Source organism: Tautonia marina (assembly GCF_009177065.1).
In the GTDB taxonomy this organism is placed as follows: Bacteria; Planctomycetota; Planctomycetia; order Isosphaerales; family Isosphaeraceae; genus Tautonia; species Tautonia marina.
This window is the reverse complement of the sequence record NZ_WEZF01000029.1, coordinates 54952-71180: the sequence shown is the minus strand read 5'-3', so window position 1 is coordinate 71180 and position 16229 is coordinate 54952. Positions and strand designations below refer to the sequence as shown.

Below are 16229 nucleotides of genomic sequence, written 5' to 3'. Positions count from 1 at the left end.
AAGACAAAAACCACAAAATGTGAGCATCCGGAACGACGAACGATCCGACGAGCGAAGGGGGACGGATTCTTCCGGATGAATCACCCACCAACCTGTTTACAATCCGGGGTTGGCCAATCTTTCAATCAGGTGCAAGACGATACCTAAGCCTGGAGACGGAGAGGCGGACCGAGGGGCGACGGTCGGCTGAAAGAGACTCAGAAAACGCGGGTCGGATTTCGGGGGCGAAGCGGGTTGAGGGGCGGCAACCGGCGTGCGGGGTGTGCGGGCTAAGGCGGTCGGATCAGTCGGGACGAGGGGCGTCGTCCCTTTTTGGTTTTGGGAATGAAGGCTGACGACGACGACGGCCGATCGGTAGGAGCAGCGAGGGATCGTCGGAGCTTTTGAACCCGAGGCGAATGGCCTGGTTCATGCTCATGACGACACGTCTTTCCGATCGTGGAATCACGACCGGCAAGGCCGGGCAAGGCTCAGGACGGGCCGGGCTTCCCCACGATTGGATCGGTCGATCCGGTCGTGCCGCAGGATGCGAGACTTCGCCATCGACCGCCGTGTGCAAGACCCAAGCGTTCCCTTCGAGAGGGTCACGGCGCACGGCATCGCTTCTTCTGAGTCTCGCCGATCAGACCGGAATGGACGGAAACGCCCCAGCAACAGGCGTTGACCTTCGCAATCGCTCACGCTTCGCCCCGCGTGAGGGATGGTGAATGGGAGTTTCCGTCCTGATCTGCCTGGTCGGTCCGTCGCGGCCGTCCGAGAGTTTCGATTCATGACTGGCAACCGCTCCCGCCGGAACCTTCGCCCTGGTGTCGAGGCCGTTGAGGCTCGATGCCTGCTCAGCGTGGCGAACCCGATCAACGGCCTCGAACCGATTCCCGCGAAAACCAACGCGGCACCGGACACCTCTTCGGCCAAACTGACCTCGAACGATGTGCTGATCGGGGCCTCGGCCACCCGAGCCCTGTACGGAGTGACCGGCGCGGGGTTGACCGCGGCCGTCATTGATACGGGGGTCAACTACGACCACTCGGCCTTCGGTGGCGGGTTTGGGTCGGGCAAGGTGGTGGTGGCGGGACATGATTTCGGGGCCGGCGATACCGACCCGAGAGAAACCAACGGCTCGCACGGGACGGCTGTGGCCGGGATCATCGCGTCGCGCGATCCGTCGGCCCCCGGTGTGGCTCCTGAAGCGGACATCGCCGCCCTTCGCGTCTTCGGCGACGACGGACGGGGGAGCTTCGACGGCATCGCCGATTCGCTTCAATGGGTGATCGATCATCACAAGGAACACAACATCACGGTTGTGAACCTGTCGATCTCCGACGGAAAAAATTACCTGTCGGCGCCGACCCTGTTTGCCAGCCCGGTTGTTCGGCGGATCATGAATCTGATCGACCAGCTTGAGGAGCTGCGGATTCCGGTCGTCACGGCGGCGGGGAACAGCTTCTCGGGGCAGCAAGGGATGGGGTTCACGGCGATCGTTGAGAATACGATCAGCGTGACCGGCAGCGACGGAGCCAACGGCCTCGCGTCCGACGCCCAGCGGCTCGGCCGAGAGGCGGGCGGGAAATTTGCCACCGACCTGGCCGCGCCGGGACGGGATGTGATGGGTCCGTGGAACAGCGGCTTCGCCCCGCTGGATGGAACGAGCTTCGCGGCCCCGCTGGTCACCGGTTCGGTTCTCCTGTTGCAGGAGCTGCACCTGAAGCGGTTCGGCACCTTGCCGACCGTTGATCAAATCGAAGGATGGCTCCGAGACTCGGCCAAGACGATGCGAGACCCGGCCACCGGGTTCACGATCGGCCGGCTCGACATCACCGCCGCCGCCGCGATGGTTCCCTCGCCGAACGTTTCGAAACCAGGGCAGGGGGGAACCGCACGGCCGCCAGTTCAGAACGACCCGCCACCGGCACCGAAGCCCGCGACCCCGGGGGGATCGACCAACCGCCCTTCCACGCCGGTGGCGGAGCCGCCGGCCCAGTCAGGAGGTTCCGACACCCCGAGCAACGAGGCTCCGTCGGCCAAGCCGCCGACGCAATCGCCCAGCAACAACGGATCGCCCAGCAACGGCTCAGAATCGCCCTCGGGCAACGAGGGATCGCCCAAGCCCAGGCCGGTGACGCCCGTTCCTCCTTCCCAGGTGCCGGTCGATTCAACACCGGCTCCGGCCCCGACTCCGACCCCGGCGCCGCTGACGCCGCCACCGTCGTCGCCCGTCACCCCACCGGCCTCCTCGCCCTCCTTGCCCGTCGCTCCCAACGCGCCGGCTGATCGTCCCGAGACTCCGACTCCGGCTCCGGCCGTGCCCTCGGTGGTGACGGATGAGGCGATCGAGGACCTGCTGGGATCGGGTTCGGACGCCGACGACGACAATCCGTTCTCGGGGGGGATCGAGCCGAATCGACCGGTCGTGGATCGAGGGGTGACAAGCGAGGCCGCACAGCGGTTTGCGGCGCTGTTCGCCTCGGGCTCGGCCACGCTGGGCGTGCGGGCCTGGAACGTAACGCGACCGGAGGTGCCCCCGGTGTGGAGCCGGGCCCAGATCCTGCGATCGCAACGGGCCTCGACCCGGGCCAGCGTTCGAGCGAATCGGATGGAAGCCCTCCGACCGGTTACCCTTCCCGAGGCTCGGAGCCGTCCGCTGACGATTCGATCGGCGTCGGTTTGAGTCGGCGGTCCGCGCCGGTTAGAATCCGAACCCATGACCACACGGGGCCTTCCCCGACCCGAGCGGTCGGGGAAGGCCCTTTGTGTTTTTGCTTGCGGCGTCGAGGCGATCGCGATCGCTGTTGCCCGGGGCAGCACCGCCGCGACCGATCCGTCTCAGGTCACAAGGCATCTCCAAATGGACACCCTTTGAGAACGAGGATCAAACCGTGGAACATCGCACCGCATTGATTACCGGAGCCGGGAGCGGCATGGGGCAGGCGATTGCCGAGGACCTGGCGCGGGCCGGGCTTCGGGTCGCGCTCGTCGGCCGAGACCGAGCCAAGCTGGAGGCCGTGCAGAAAGGACTCGGCGAGGCGGGCTCGGCCTGCCGGATCGAACCGTGCGACGTGGCCGATCGGTCGTCGGTGGCCGGAATGGTTGAGCGGGTGCTCGACGACTTCGGCGGCATCGACATCCTGGTCTGCAATGCCGGGATCAACATTCCGAACCGATCACTCGAAGTGCTCGACCCGGAAGACTGGGATCGCCTGATCGCCACGAATCTGACCGGGGCCTACAACCTGGTTCACTTCGTGTTACCGTCGATGCGACGTCATCGACGCGGATTGATTATTCAGATCTGTTCGATCTCCGGAATTCGCGCGAGTGTGCTGGGCGGCACGGCGTACTCGGCCTCGAAGTTCGGGCAGAACGCGCTGGCCTGGTGCATCGCTCAGGAGGAGGGGAAGCACGGTATCCGATCGACGGCGATCCACCCCGGAGAGGTCGAGACGCCGATTCTCGATCGCCGGCCGGTGCCGGTGGGGGCGGAGCGTCGGGCCCAGATCCTTCAGCCGGATGACGTGGCCCGCGCGGTCCGATTCCTGGCGGAGCTGCATCCGAGAGCGCATGTGCCGGAGCTGATCATCAAGCCGACGGTGGATCAGTTCGCCTGAGGAATGGGCGCCACGCTGGTCGCATCAGGAATTGCGAACGTCGATGACCGAAGTACTCGCCATGCCCACGGCTTCGTGGGCATGGCGCTCGTCTCATCGCGACAAGAGGATCAGCCCTGCATCTGCCCGGCTTCGATACCGCCGGCGGCGAACTGATTGAACTCGACGTACTGGAGGTGGCGGTAGAGCTTGCTGGTCGCCTGGAGTTCCTTGGCAGTGCCAAGGGCTTCGATCCGGCCGTTGTGAAGGACGACCACGCGATCGCAGGCCCGGAGGGTCGAGAGGCGATGGGCGAGGAAGACGACGGTACGGCCGCGGCAGAGGCGGGCGATCGCGTCGTCGATGAGAGGTTTGATCGAGTCTTCGATCGGGAAAGTGGGTTCCTCGATGATGAGGATCGAGGGGTCGAACAGCCAGGCGCGGGCCAGGGCGATCCGGTATTGCTCGTCGATCCGGAGGTAGTGGCCCATCGGGCCGACGAAGGTGTCGTAGCCTTCGGGAAGGTCCTGGATGATGTGGTGGGCGTGGCTCTGCTTGGCGGCCTCGATCAGGCGAGGGAGGTCGTAGCTGGGGTCTCCCAGGCCAATGTTGAAGGCAATCGTATCGCTGAAGATCAGGTCGGACTGGAAGACGGTGGCGACCTGAGCCCGGAGGGATTCGAGCGTGACCTCGCGGAGGTCGATCCCATCCATTCGGACCCGGCCCGTGCGGGGGTCGAGCAGACGAGGGAGCAGGCAAACGAGGGCCTGCTTGCTGTCCTCGTCACGTCCCATGATGGCGGTCTTGGAACCGGCGGGCAGTTCGAGCGAGACGCCTTCGAGCAGGCGCCGGCCGGTCGGGCCTTCGACGGTGACATTCTCCAGGACGATTCGTTCTCGCACCGGCGAGAGGAACTTCGCGTTGGGAATCTGGAGAATCTCAGGACGGCGATCGAGGAACGAGACGACCGAGGTGGCCGCTCGGGCCGCTCGACGACGATCCTGGTTCATGCGGTTGATGCTGGTGAAGCACCGGACCATCAGGGCAAAGATCACCAGAAGCAGAATTGCCGCGGGAATTTCCAGGCGGCCGGCGATCACCAGGAAGCCGATCATGCCCAGGGCGAGGGTGCCGGAAATGCCCAGCAAGACGGTCATTCCGGGCCCGAATTCGCGATCGAATCGGAGGCGGGTGGCATCGGCCTCGCGGAGGTCTTCCAGGTGCGCGTCGAAGCGACGATTATCGACCGATTCGATGCTGAAGACCCGGACCGTTCGGATCTGGCCGAGGTCTTCCTGGAGCAGCGACATCTTCATCGAGGCGTTGCGTTCGGCGGTTTCCGCCACCTCGGCGTTGCGCCGGATCATCGACGAAACGAGGAACGCCAGCAGGGTCACGAGGATGATGAGGAACAAGGTCAGCCAGCCCCCGACCGCCAGGCCGAGCAGGGTCAGGCCGGCGAGGGTGACGGGCAGTCGCCAACGCTGATCGAGCCCGACGCGGAAGCCGTCGCGGAGGTCATCGACCTGTTGCGAGAACAGTTCGATGGTCGGGCCCATGCCCTCGGTCGGCAGGGAGGACTGGCCGAAGCGGTACATTTGCCGGTGAATTTGGCGGCGAAGCCCGGCGGCGAAGCGTGCCGAAAGGCGAGAGAGCGCCCATCGCCGGATCGCATCGAGCAACGTCATGAGGACGAGCACGACCAGGCCGGCCGCGAGGATGAGCGAGAGCATGGCCTGGGCGGCGATTTTCCGAGCTTGCAGGACCGAAGGAGCCAGCTCGGAGGAGGGATCAATCGCCTCGGTGGGGGGGGTCAGGGGAATGCGGGCGAGGGTGATTCCCTCGGCTCCCCGGAACGTCGCGACCGACTTCGAGGGATCGACGACAATGACCGTCAGGGCCATTCCCAGCAGGAACAGCAAGGCCAGGAGCAGGAACGCCTGGACAATACCGGCCGCGTGAATGATTCCGCGACGGGAGCCCTCGATCCTAGCGACTTCTCGAAGGCGGTGATAATCACCCCAGTTCATGGCATTCTGACCCCTCGCCCGGGGCGCGGCGACTGTGCCCCGGGATCGTCACCGATCCAGGGAGCCCGCGAACCGGGCAGCCCTGGTCGGGTGCGGGGCGGGCGTCACGCCACGTCGCGGGTCTCAAACAGCAGGAACGCGAACAGCAGCGCCGCTCCACTATACAACACGCAGTAGATCAAGGCGGGAAGGACATAGCCAACCCAGGGAATGATCACACCGGTCGAAATGGCCGGACCGGCATTGAAGAATTCCAGGAAGGGCAAGGCCCACTGGAACAGTTGCGCCATGAACTTGACCAGCTCGTTGGCCTGGATGGCGTCGGCCTGGCGAACCAGGACCTCGGTCATGCGGCCGAGGAAGAAGATCGAGATGCAGACGACCAGATTGACGAGCATCGGCAAGCGGGTCGAGATGGCCACGCTGATGGCGGTGATGATCGTCACCTCAAAGAACCCGAGCACCAGGCCGGGCAAGACCTGCAAGACCTGCTTGGCCCGGACGGCCGAATCGACCGTGCCGCCGGCCCCTTCGCGGAGGTCGTAGACGTACTTGTACCAGACCCCTCCGGCGAACAAAGCGCCCAGGATCAGGAACAGGGCCAGTACGGCAAGCTGAATCCCCAGGTACTTCCCGAGGATGAACTGCCGGCGGTTGACCGGCTTCGAGAGCAGGGTGACGGCCGTCTTGCCCTCGATCTCCTCGGCCACGGCCGAGCTGGAGGTGAGCAGGGCCAGCAGCAGGGCGAAGAAGGTGATCGCGGTCAGGCCGGTGTCCTTGTACATCTTGATGTCCTCGCCGAACGTGAAGTACGGCAGGAACACCGAGGTGACGAGGATCATCGAGGCGAAGGCCAGCAACACGATGAAGGCCGGCTGGCGGATCGCCTGGGTGGCGGTCGCCCGCGCGATGGTCAACGTCTTCATGGGAGGGGGCTCGGCTCGCGTCGTTTGAGTGAAAAAAGAATGAGGACCGTGGACAGATGTCGGATGAAGGCGGCGAATCCGCATCATCAAGGCCCCGATCGCGCACCCTGATCGGGCACGAATCGGGTCCGTTTCAGTATGCTACGCGAAAGTCAGGGAAAGGTTCGCCGGGAGGAAGGATTTCGATCCGCTCGTCTCGGAGAAAGCGGCCCATTGCGGATCGAATCGCCGTAAGCAGCGCCTCGACCTCGGGTTCCGGCCCCTCGACCACCAGCTCAACGCGCCCGTCATCGAGGTTCCGAACCGTGCCGCCGACAGCATGGTTGGCCGCAATCCGGCAGGTGGTGGCCCGGAAGCCGACCCCTTGCACGCGGCCCTCGTAGAAGACGCGACGACGGATCATGAGTCCTGATGCTTTCCTCGGTCACTTCCCGACACCGGGAAGTCGACGATCACGGATCGACCGGCAAGTTTCCTAGCTTAACAGCGCGTGCCATCCGGGATCAATTCGCAGACGCCTGGAATGGCCAAGAGGGCCGAGCGCCCCCGGGCCGGGCTCGCGTCGAGGGCGATCCGGCGCGGAGGGCTCGGCCCTCTCGCAAACGTTCGGTCAGCGGATTCTCAAACGGGAATCATGGTGCTCCGGTCCCGCTGACGCGAGGGCTCGAAGGTCAACGGTACCGATCAAAGGCCGTTGAATTCGAGCGACTCGATGCGGGCCCCGGCGGCGGGGACGGTCAGCTCGACGGAGCGGAGCGGGCTGATGCCGACGGCCTCGAAGGGAACATACGCGCCACCCTCAGGGGAGGCGTCGAGGATCAAGGAGGCGACAGTCAGCGGCAGGCCGTTTTCGACGCGGAGCCGGGTGAGACCGTCGCTCGATCCGACGCGGCGGACCTTAACGAACTGACCGGCGACGGCACGATCGACGGCCGAGACGAGAATCGCGCCGTCGAGCGAGGTCGCGGGGACGTCGATCGCCAGCTTGGCCGATCCGCCGTGGACCCATTCCTGATCGAGCCCGAGGCCATGCACGGCGACGCGGCCGGCCGTCTGGCTGTCGGACGAGCCGACGAGGGTGATGACCAGCGAGAGGGCAGGACCGGAGGCAACCGGGTTCTCGGAGCCCCGGACGGTCTGAACGGGCAGGCCGAAGAGGGTCGAGCCGTCGAGCGAGTCGGCCAGGCGAGCGGCGTCGTCGGCCAGGTCGCCTTCGCCTTGAACCCGGACGAAGACGCGGTTGGCGGTCAGGTAGGCCGGATCGACAAGATCACCGGCGGTCGAGGCGTCGAGCGCTTCGATGAAGCGACCGGCCAGAGCGAGTTCCCACTTGTTGGCGAGCTTGGGAGCGAGCCGGGCGACCTGAGGCACGGAGAGGCCGTTGCAGGCGTGCCACATGACGACCTGAGCCACCCGACGGCCGGTGCCGAGGGTCGCCAGCGACCGCAGGGCCTTCTGCACGCGGGGGTCGGGGGTGTACTCGGACACGTCCATCAGCTCGAAGCGGTTCGAGGGCTTCGGATCGGGCAGGCCGTAGTTGAGGCAGACCGCCGGCAGACCGACGGAGACTTCCTGACCGGCAGGAACCGTAACCGCCTCGCCGGCCGAGGAGCTGCTGACGGCGATCGACCGGAAGCCGGGCAGATTGGCCGGGGCCAGGGACTCGAACCGGCCGAAGGCTTCGGGCTGATTGGTCGGCGTGCCCAGGCCCATGCTCTGGAACTGGCCGGCCGCCGCCGAGGCCACCAGCCCCGGAGGCAAGACGACGTGGAGCCGTCGGTTGGACGTGTTGCGGAGTCGCAGCTCGACCCGGTCGTTCCCCGCGCCTCGGGCCTCGACCTCAAGGGCACCGGTCCGCTGGGCGCGGAGAATGTCGATGGTTTCGCCCAGCATCGAGGCACCGGGCAGGGGCTCGGTCGGCTCCTGGGCCCGGAGCATCGGGCCGGCCATCGCGAAGAGCAGGCCCGCGGCCGCCCCGGCCCGGACCAGGTCACGCAGTCGCCAGTACATGAATACCACCTCTCGGAGGGGAGCGGGCCGCCCGGCCGTTGCGGGTTCGAGCCGGTCGATTCCGGATCGCCCCGGGACGTGCGGTTGGGGAACTTGAAACAGGAACAGAGGCTCCGATCACCACTGGCGGCGCCGGTCCAACCGGCGCAGAGCCCCATTCTCTCCAGGGACGCCCACGGCCCCCGAGAGATTCAATCCGCTTGTGTCATCTTCCCATCGGCAACCAGAGGGGCCGGGCTTTCCCCAAATCGCCGAGGTGCCCGGGAAGGGAAGGCCCGAGGGTTCCGAAGGTGGGGAACAGAGAGGATGATTGACCGGGAACCGGTTGCTCATTAACATTTGAAACGATCACCGGTTCGGGTGAGTCACATCGATTCGGATTCGAGCCCGAGCCGCTCCGGGAACTTCTCTCCCAAAGGGATCGGCTGCGTCGCATCGGCTCCAGGGATGAGCAGGGAGACGCCATGAGTCTGGGCGAAGGAGGAGGCGAGAGCGGACTGGGGTTCGAGACCCTGGAAGGCTACTCGTGGCCGACCATCACGCAATTCTCCGTGTTTCTGGAGAATCGTGTCGGGCAATTGCTGGAACTGGTGCGATCGTTCACCGGGACAAAGGTCCGGATTGCCGGGCTCTCGATCGCCGATTCGGCCGATTGCTGCATCGTGCGAATCATGCTTAGCCATAGCGAGCAAGGCCGAGAGATCCTGCAAAAGTCTGAGCTGCCGTTTGCCGAAAACGAGCTGCTCGTGGCCGAGTTGACCGCAGGCTCCCGGACGCTGGGAGACATTTGCACCGCCTTGCTTCAGGGGGAGGTGAATATCCACTACGCCTACCCCTTGATCGTTCACCCCCACGGTCGAGCCGCCGTGGCGATGCATATCGACAATGTGGAGCTGGCCGGCCAGATCTTGCGTGACACCGGATTCGAGGTCATTTGCGAGGCCGACCTGCGGACCTGATCGCTCGGGCCGCTGGAAGGAGCATTGCATCCGGTTTCGAAACCAAAACGCCCCCGCGGTCGCCATGAAGCGGCCGGGGGGCGAAGACGGCCTTTGAGGGGCTCGGACTGTTCGGCGGGGCAATGGCGTGATCGGCTGGCTCCGAACAGGCGATCGTCCCGTTTGATCCGAACGGTCAGTTGGCCAGCGCCTCCTCAAGGGCCTCATTACGGTCGGGCACGCTCGCCTGGATCTTGCGGATGGCTTCCTGATAGGCGTTGGCCACCTGCTCGGCGTCCCAGTCGATCATGCGACCGGGATAATCCTGGAGCTTGCCCCATTTGTTCAGATAGGGGAGCAGGCCGACCTCGTGCCGCTGCTCCTGATCCTTGACCCAGGCGAACAGGGCCCGGCCGCTCCGAGGAGGAGTGCCGACGATGCCGCCCGAGGCGCCATGTTCCGATCGAGACGATCGCTCTCGATCACGCTCCGATCGGGGCTCGGGAGCCGATCCTTCCCGAGTCGAAGGAGCCGGAGCCGAGCCCTCCGCCGCCGCCACGGCGACGGCCGGGGCCGAGGCTGCCACACGTTCCCGAACAAACTCGGGGACGCCGTCGCGGTAGAGGTAGCGGGCCACGCCAAACTTCACGGCGGCGCGTTTGAAGGCGTCGCTGTAGCCGCTCTTGTCGTCGTCCCCCTGGTCCGACATGCCGGCGTAGCCGCCGGCGTCGGACTTCGAGAGGGTCGAGCCGTCCGGAAGCCGGATCGTGAGGGTGCAAAGCACCGAATGCTCGGAGGGTTGATAGGAGTCCCACCAGTTTTCTGGCCCCAGAACACTGTCGAGGCGGTTCATGGCCGTTCGAGCGGTGATGTAATGGAGCTGACGGCCCGCCTGGGGACGGACCTTCACTTCGTGCGACGCAAAAGGCGCGGCGAGGGCCGCGAACAGGTCAGGATACTGAGTCATGGATGTCTCGCCCCCCGGAGGATCGGACGATTCGGCCCTGGAATCGTAAGTCGTTCAGGGATCAGGCCGAACGCCGCCCTCGCTGAGAAGAACCACCGGGTGCATCGCCGGACGCCAGGGCATGCGATCGCCCCGAACCTTGATCCGGCTCCTGGACCTATCGGGCAGAGTCGCCCCGTTTCACGTCCAGGTGTACAAACGATACCACTGGGGCGACATGGTGTCAATAGGTTCAGTATTGCGAAATCGAAACGGACTCTAAACGATCGGATTGGCGCGAAAAGTGTGAATGTAACGAGAGCATCGGAAATCGGTCGCGATCGGTCCGTCTCACCGCCTCGGCTTGCGAGCGATGCTAAAGCAAGAGGGGTGAGCATTGGGCATCGCCCGAACACACACCTGAGATTGACACAACCAGAGGAATCGAACCTTGATCTGGACGTTTGTTGCTTCCGTGATGCTGGCACCGATTTGGTCGGACGCTCCGAAGGGGTTCGTGCCCGGTTCGGCAGTGGACCGGGAGGTGACGGTGGGGGAGGAGGAACGATCCTTCCGCCTCTACGTTCCCTCGGAGTGGTCGCGTCCTGCTCCGGCGCTCTTCGTCTTCCATGGCGAAGGTGGCACCCCGGACACCATTCAGAATTACGCGAAACTCGACCCGCTGGCCGAGGATCGCGGTTTTGTCGTGATCTACCCGAAGGGTGAGGGAAGGAACTGGAACTACGACCCTGGGGCTCCGATCGTCCGGAGCCGAGGGCTGGCCTCGTTCTCGTCTCGGAACGGCTTGAACCCGGACATGGATCGCCGCTTCGATGACGTGGCGATGGTTCGGACGATCGTGGAAAAACTGGCGGCCGAGGGGCTGATTGATGCCTCTCGGGTGTTCGCGACCGGAATTTCCAGCGGAGCGATGTTCTGCCATCGACTCGCGGCCGATGCCTCGGACGTGGTGGCGGGCGTGGCGCCGGTTTCCGGAGCGATGACCGACGTGGTCGCCAACCGCTTTGATCCCCCGCAACCGGTCTCGTTAATGGCGATTATCGGCGAGGATGACCCCTTGATGCCCGTGCAGGGGGGACCGATCGCCGGCTTGCTGCCGCAGGACCGAGGACGGGTCGCTCCGGCCGACGAGACCATTGCCGCCTACCTGGAAGCCAACGGAATTTCCGGTGAACCGTGCGTCGAGCGTCTGCCTGATCGCCCGGAAGACGATGGGACAACGACCCGCGTTTATGCCTACCCGCCGGGCGAGAACGGGGCGCTCGTCGAGATCTACCGAATCGAAGGGGCCGGCCACAACTGGCCGGGGAAGCCGTCGAACTATCACGTCGAAATGGTTGGGAAGACCAGCCAGGACTTCGACGGAAGTGAGGCCGTCATGTCGTTCTTCGAACGCTGCCCGCCCAAGCCGGGCGTACCGTACGGGCCTGAACTCGGTGGCCAGTAACAGTTCCAACCGATTCCGTTGACCGTGGTAGTGTTCTCGAACGAGCCCGATCAAGGCAGGTGCCTGGCACCTGCCTTTTTCTTTTTGTCACGCTCGAAGACGGATGGATTTCTGGATGACGCAATCCGGATCGAGTGGTGGCGCTGGCGTCCCAACGATCATCAAGGATCGTCGAGCTTCGGAGAGCGTGAACCGGGTTTTCGCGTGACCGTTGCGGTGGACCCTGGCGGAAGATTCTCGCAGGCGGCTTTCGGCCACGCTCGGACCCGCCAGGGGAGTGGGTGTGAGGACAGGAGAGAGGGAACGATTGCGAAGCCCTCTCCCCGGAGCCGAGGTCGATCGGACTCCGAGGCCCGTCGGCTCCGGTGTCGTCGCTGTGAGCGAAGCGGTTGCTTGCCTGAGTTCCAGCAACAGAACAAGGCCGACTCCCTCACTCAGTGGAAGGAGCCGGCCCTGTTGCCGAAAACGAGGTTGGCTGGTCGGGGGAGGAACACTCAGAATCCGCCAGGACCACCGACGCTGAACTCGTACTGGTTGAGCTTGAGGGCCAGGAAAAGGCACCCGATGATCAAGGAGCCGAGGGCCACGCCGAGCAGAACGACGAAGATATCGCTGCGGGCCTGCTGGACGTAAACGCCTCGTCCTCCGCGAGGAGTGGCGACGGCCTGGGAGCGCGAGCCCCGAGACCGACCTCCCCCCTTAGCTCCGCGGCTGGATCTTGCCTGCGACACTGTCACCCTCCATCACCTTGCGGCCCAAGTTGGAGAAGACCAGGCGGCCGACGGCCTTGTCGGCCTCGGTCAGCGTGATCCGAATCTTTCCGATGTACTGGGGAGAATCGCCGGTTCGGAACACGAAGTATTCCTGACCCGTCTTCACCCCATCGTCCGACCCGAGCGAGATTTCCAGGTAGTCGTTGGCGACGCGAAGCACCCGGCCCTCGATGTCGGGGGAAACCAGGGTGCCCTGAGCCGCCAGGCGGACCTGTTCGGGATCGGCGGGAAGACCACGCGATTCCAGATAGTTCTGGTAATCGGCCAGGGCATTGCGCAGGTCTTCATTGTTCTGAGTGGCGGTATCGAGCTGGCGTTCGAGCAAGAAAATCTGCTCGTCCAGCTCGGTCTGACGGGCCGCATAGTCGTTGGCGACCTTCTGAGCGGCCTGGAACTGCTCGCGAAGCTGTTGGGCTTCAGCCGTGGTGGCCTGGGCGAGCTGAACCTGGGTCTGCGTGGTTCGCTGCGCCTCCTCAACCGAAGTGCGGAGGCTCGTGATGTCGGTCTGCAGGGTGTCGATCTGGTTGCTCAGCGAGGTGCTCTGAGCATCCAGGGTGGCGATCCGAGCATCACGATCGGCGATTTCCTTTTCGTAGGAGGTCTTCTGAGCCGCCAGATCGTTCTGGGCGGTCGTCAGCTCTTGCTGCAGTTGGTTTCGTTTCTCGGTCACCGCCTGGTGCGCTGTCCGCCAGTTCGTCGAGGCGGTGAAGACCACCGTCGACAACGCGAGGAAGAACAGGGCGAAGGCCAGGATCACGATGACGAGGATTTTCCCGACGAACGTCATGGTCCCATCCCGTTGCGATCGGAGTCAGACGGTCGGCCGCCCGGGCCTCGGACGTCTCGCCTCGAAAAAAATCATCTCGGCGGGGCGTTGGAAGGGGGCTAGACCGTGGAGTGGGTGGAGGTGAACTCGACCGGAGCGGCGAGCGACCCGGAATCGGATCGACGCAGAGCAAAACACGTTAGGTGATGCATTCTAGCGCCGAAATTCCCGACTCGCAAGTCGCCCGGAGGAGACGACTTCCGCAATCGGCCGCAGCGCCAGAGACAAAAAAACGATGCTCGACGCGGTTAGGGCCGAGAGAGCCGAAATCGCTGTCCGTCCAGCCGGACTGAGCCAACTCTACCCGACCAACCGCGCGGCGGCAAACCGGCCACACTGTTCAGACGACCTTCCGAGCGATTTGGTTCCGACACGTTCGGCATCGGCGGCAAGAACCGTACAACCGGCGGCCCGGCGGAGATTCTTTTTCGAGAAATCGTCCAGAAAGCCGACGCCTGGGCCGATAACTGATCTGGTCCTTCGTGCCCGCTCCGAGTAGAAAGAGGCCCGCCAGCCGTGAATGAGCCCTCGCGAGTTTCTCGATTGCTTCCCCGGCCGTCCTTCGCAGGGCAATCACGGGGAGATCGAGCGCGCAGGGGTTTTGACCCGGCGGCGCCGAAGCCCGACATGAGGTTGGGCTGCGGGGTCAGTGACCTGGGGCTCGTCCAAGGAAGGGCCGGATTCTCCATCCGGCATGCCGCACCCCCTCTCGAATTATCCCCTCTTTCCTCGGCGCATCGCACCACGGCCCTTGCCGTGGTCGAACCCGCCCCCCGGTTGATCGTCCGGGCCCGAGTGGCTCGGGAGCAGATCGACGCGAGGGAACGGGTTGTGGATGCGATCGCCTCTCGTCTCACGTCCTCGCACTCGGTGGTTTCCCGGCGCCGGCCCGTCAGGTCGGTGCCCCCCGCGTCGGGCCGCTTGCCCGACGGCGAGGGAACAATCGCGGCCGATCTGCCCCTTCGATCCGGATCGATCCTGACCCCGCCCCACGAAGGCGGCCAAGGATGGCTTCCGAGAAGACTGAGGTGGATTGCTGCCCGGGAAGAAGGAGTCCTCGCGGCATGACCACCGCCCCCTTGCTGCTGACCTTGGTGCTTGCGATCGTTCCCGGCCCCGGCCCCTCGGCCTCCGCCGTTTCCGGCGGATCGGCCCAAAGTGCCCGAGGACCGGTGATTCTCGATTTTCATGCCGACTGGTGCCCACCCTGCAAGCAGATGCGCCCTCGGGTCGAGACACTGGTCAAGAATCGTTATCCCGTTCAATCCATTGATGTCGATGAGCACCCCGAACTGGTCGAGCGGTACGGGATTGAAGGCGTTCCGACCTTTGTGATCGTCGATGCCGAGGGTCGCGAACTGTCGCGACGCGAAGGACTGGTCGAAACGCGAGAACTCGCCGACCTCTACCGAGACGCCGCGCGTCCGACTCCGGTTCGGGGGGAGACCAATCCTCCGGTTCGGAACGTGTCGAACGCCTCGGCCGGTTCCTCGCGATCGAACCCCGATCCGTGGGCCACGGTCGTGCGGATCACGGTCAAGGACCGCGGATCGCTCGGATTCGGCTCGGGAACGGTGATCGAAAGTTCGCCGGAGGAGTCGATTATCCTCACCTGCGCGCACATCTTCACCGTGAAAGGGCGTCAGCCGAGGCCCGATCAGTTCAATCTGCCAGTCCTCGTGGAGCTGTTTGACGGCAAGCTGGGTGGTCCAGGAGGGCAGACCGTTCGCCCGCTGGGCAAACCGATGCCGGGAGAGGTGATTGACTACGACTTCGACCGGGATGTGGCCCTGGTTCGGATTCGTCCAGGAGCGGTCGTGCCGTCGGCCCGCGTCGTGCCGCAGCACTGGCAGGCGAAGGCTCGGATGAGCATGTACACGGTCGGTTGCTCGCACGGCGAGGACGCGACTGCCTGGAACACGGTCATCTTTGCCCCGACGTCGCGGTATCAGGTGCCGGGCAAGCGGAATTACGAGGCGATCGAGTGCCAGCACTCGCCGAAGCAAGGGCGATCGGGCGGCGGCCTGTTCACCGAAGACGGCTATGTGGCCGGCGTCTGCAACTTCGCGTTTGATCCGTCGGTCGGGCGGGGACTGTATGCCTCGCCGAACTCGATCTACGCGATTCTCGACCGCAACAACATGTCTCATCTGTACGAATACCGAGCACCTCGCGGTCCTCAGCTCTATCTGGCCGACAACGCGAACGAGTCAGGGAATCGCCAGGATTCGCAACAGGATTACACGTACCGCTTGCAAAACGGCGGAGAAGACGAGGCCGTTGCGAGTGCGAACTCAGGGCGGAACGACCGAATGCTGAACGTCGATCCGATCGTCGTGCCTCGGCCCGAATTCCTCGGCATCCAGTTGCCGGAGGAGTCCCTCGAACCGGCCCGAGAGGCCCGACCTCGTCCCGCCGTGAAGCCCGAGCTGGCCACGGGACGCGCTGAGCGTCCGGGCCGATCGGCCTGGACGCCGGTCATTCCGGGCAGTTCGTCGAGCGGGCAGGTCGCCTCAAGCGGCTCCGGGACGGCTCGGCAGTCCAATCGGCCTGCATCGAGTGGCGAGGCAGCCTCGAATCCGTCGGGATCGAAGACCGATTCGCGGCGAGCCTCCTCGCGAAGCGGCTGGTCGACCATCGGCAGCCGGGGTCGATGATCCGGACCGTCGCGCCTGGCCTCGACAAGTTCCCTCGCTGGGTATGATCGGCCGACCCACCAGCCGCGGAG

12 protein-coding genes are annotated in these 16229 nt (G+C 64.8%); 5 read left to right on the top strand and 7 right to left on the bottom strand.

Annotation, left to right across the window (positions count from 1 at the left end):
• Positions 1 to 769 precede the first annotated feature (769 nt).
• Together GA615_RS25165 and GA615_RS25160 are read left to right on the top strand one after the other, a co-directional pair.
• A complete protein-coding gene (locus GA615_RS25165) occupies positions 770 to 2668 on the top strand; it encodes a S8 family peptidase (protein WP_161602557.1) in 1899 nt (632 codons plus the stop codon).
• Positions 2669 to 2876: 208 nt separating this feature from the next.
• Positions 2877 to 3605, top strand: a complete 729-nt coding sequence (locus GA615_RS25160) for an SDR family oxidoreductase (protein WP_235905674.1) — start codon at positions 2877 to 2879, stop codon at positions 3603 to 3605.
• Between the two features lie 110 nt (positions 3606 to 3715).
• Here GA615_RS25160 and GA615_RS25155 read toward each other — a convergent pair whose 3' ends face one another.
• The 4 genes from GA615_RS25155 to GA615_RS25140 form a co-directional block, all read right to left on the bottom strand.
• A complete protein-coding gene (locus GA615_RS25155; RefSeq protein ID WP_152054104.1) occupies positions 3716 to 5614 on the bottom strand; it encodes an ABC transporter ATP-binding protein in 1899 nt (632 codons plus the stop codon).
• Positions 5615 to 5718: 104 nt separating this feature from the next.
• Complete coding sequence (locus GA615_RS25150) at positions 5719 to 6540, bottom strand: ABC transporter permease subunit (RefSeq protein WP_152054103.1); 822 nt, start codon at positions 6538 to 6540, stop codon at positions 5719 to 5721.
• Between the two features lie 133 nt (positions 6541 to 6673).
• Complete coding sequence (locus GA615_RS25145) at positions 6674 to 6943, bottom strand: acylphosphatase (RefSeq protein ID WP_152054102.1); 270 nt, start codon at positions 6941 to 6943, stop codon at positions 6674 to 6676.
• Positions 6944 to 7224: 281 nt separating this feature from the next.
• Positions 7225 to 8550, bottom strand: coding sequence for a hypothetical protein (locus tag GA615_RS25140; protein WP_152054101.1), 1326 nt, complete (start codon positions 8548 to 8550; stop codon positions 7225 to 7227).
• A 464-nt stretch (positions 8551 to 9014) separates the two neighbouring features.
• Here GA615_RS25140 and GA615_RS25135 point away from each other — a divergent pair, with 464 nt between their 5' ends.
• Positions 9015 to 9509 carry an acetolactate synthase gene (locus tag GA615_RS25135; RefSeq protein WP_152054100.1) on the top strand — a complete coding sequence of 165 codons (495 nt, stop codon included), beginning with the start codon at positions 9015 to 9017 and terminating at the stop codon, positions 9507 to 9509.
• 175 nt (positions 9510 to 9684) lie between these two features.
• On the opposite strand, the gene GA615_RS25130 is transcribed toward GA615_RS25135, so the two are convergent.
• Positions 9685 to 10455, bottom strand: a complete 771-nt coding sequence (locus GA615_RS25130) for a Rad52/Rad22 family DNA repair protein (protein ID WP_152054099.1) — start codon at positions 10453 to 10455, stop codon at positions 9685 to 9687.
• Between the two features lie 457 nt (positions 10456 to 10912).
• On the opposite strand from GA615_RS25130, the gene GA615_RS25125 reads away from it, so the two are divergent.
• Positions 10913 to 11902, top strand: a complete 990-nt coding sequence (locus tag GA615_RS25125; RefSeq protein WP_161602556.1) for an alpha/beta hydrolase family esterase — start codon at positions 10913 to 10915, stop codon at positions 11900 to 11902.
• Between the two features lie 494 nt (positions 11903 to 12396).
• On the opposite strand, the gene GA615_RS25120 is transcribed toward GA615_RS25125, so the two are convergent.
• Positions 12397 to 12633, bottom strand: coding sequence for a hypothetical protein (locus tag GA615_RS25120; protein WP_152054097.1), 237 nt, complete (start codon positions 12631 to 12633; stop codon positions 12397 to 12399).
• Positions 12602 to 13462, bottom strand: coding sequence for a hypothetical protein (locus GA615_RS25115; protein WP_152054096.1), 861 nt, complete (start codon positions 13460 to 13462; stop codon positions 12602 to 12604). The genes GA615_RS25120 and GA615_RS25115 overlap by 32 nt, the downstream gene beginning before the upstream one ends.
• Positions 13463 to 14565: 1103 nt before the next feature.
• On the opposite strand from GA615_RS25115, the gene GA615_RS25110 reads away from it, so the two are divergent.
• Positions 14566 to 16158: a thioredoxin domain-containing protein gene (locus tag GA615_RS25110; RefSeq protein WP_161602555.1), complete on the top strand. Its 1593-nt coding sequence runs from the start codon at positions 14566 to 14568 to the stop codon at positions 16156 to 16158.
• Positions 16159 to 16229: the final 71 nt, after the last annotated feature.

What these genes read in the sequence shown, in the direction of transcription:
- GA615_RS25165 (WP_161602557.1), top strand. Translation starts at nt 770, where the DNA reads ATGACTGGCAACCGCTCCCGCCGGAACCTTCGCCCTGGTGTCGAGGCC.
- GA615_RS25155 (WP_152054104.1), bottom strand. Translation starts at nt 5,614, where the DNA reads ATGAACTGGGGTGATTATCACCGCCTTCGAGAAGTCGCTAGGATCGAG.
- GA615_RS25150 (WP_152054103.1), bottom strand. Translation starts at nt 6,540, where the DNA reads ATGAAGACGTTGACCATCGCGCGGGCGACCGCCACCCAGGCGATCCGC.
- GA615_RS25145 (WP_152054102.1), bottom strand. Translation starts at nt 6,943, where the DNA reads ATGATCCGTCGTCGCGTCTTCTACGAGGGCCGCGTGCAAGGGGTCGGC.
- GA615_RS25140 (WP_152054101.1), bottom strand. Translation starts at nt 8,550, where the DNA reads ATGTACTGGCGACTGCGTGACCTGGTCCGGGCCGGGGCGGCCGCGGGC.
- GA615_RS25135 (WP_152054100.1), top strand. Translation starts at nt 9,015, where the DNA reads ATGAGTCTGGGCGAAGGAGGAGGCGAGAGCGGACTGGGGTTCGAGACC.
- GA615_RS25130 (WP_152054099.1), bottom strand. Translation starts at nt 10,455, where the DNA reads ATGACTCAGTATCCTGACCTGTTCGCGGCCCTCGCCGCGCCTTTTGCG.
- GA615_RS25125 (WP_161602556.1), top strand. Translation starts at nt 10,913, where the DNA reads ATGCTGGCACCGATTTGGTCGGACGCTCCGAAGGGGTTCGTGCCCGGT.
- GA615_RS25115 (WP_152054096.1), bottom strand. Translation starts at nt 13,462, where the DNA reads ATGACGTTCGTCGGGAAAATCCTCGTCATCGTGATCCTGGCCTTCGCC.
- GA615_RS25110 (WP_161602555.1), top strand. Translation starts at nt 14,566, where the DNA reads ATGACCACCGCCCCCTTGCTGCTGACCTTGGTGCTTGCGATCGTTCCC.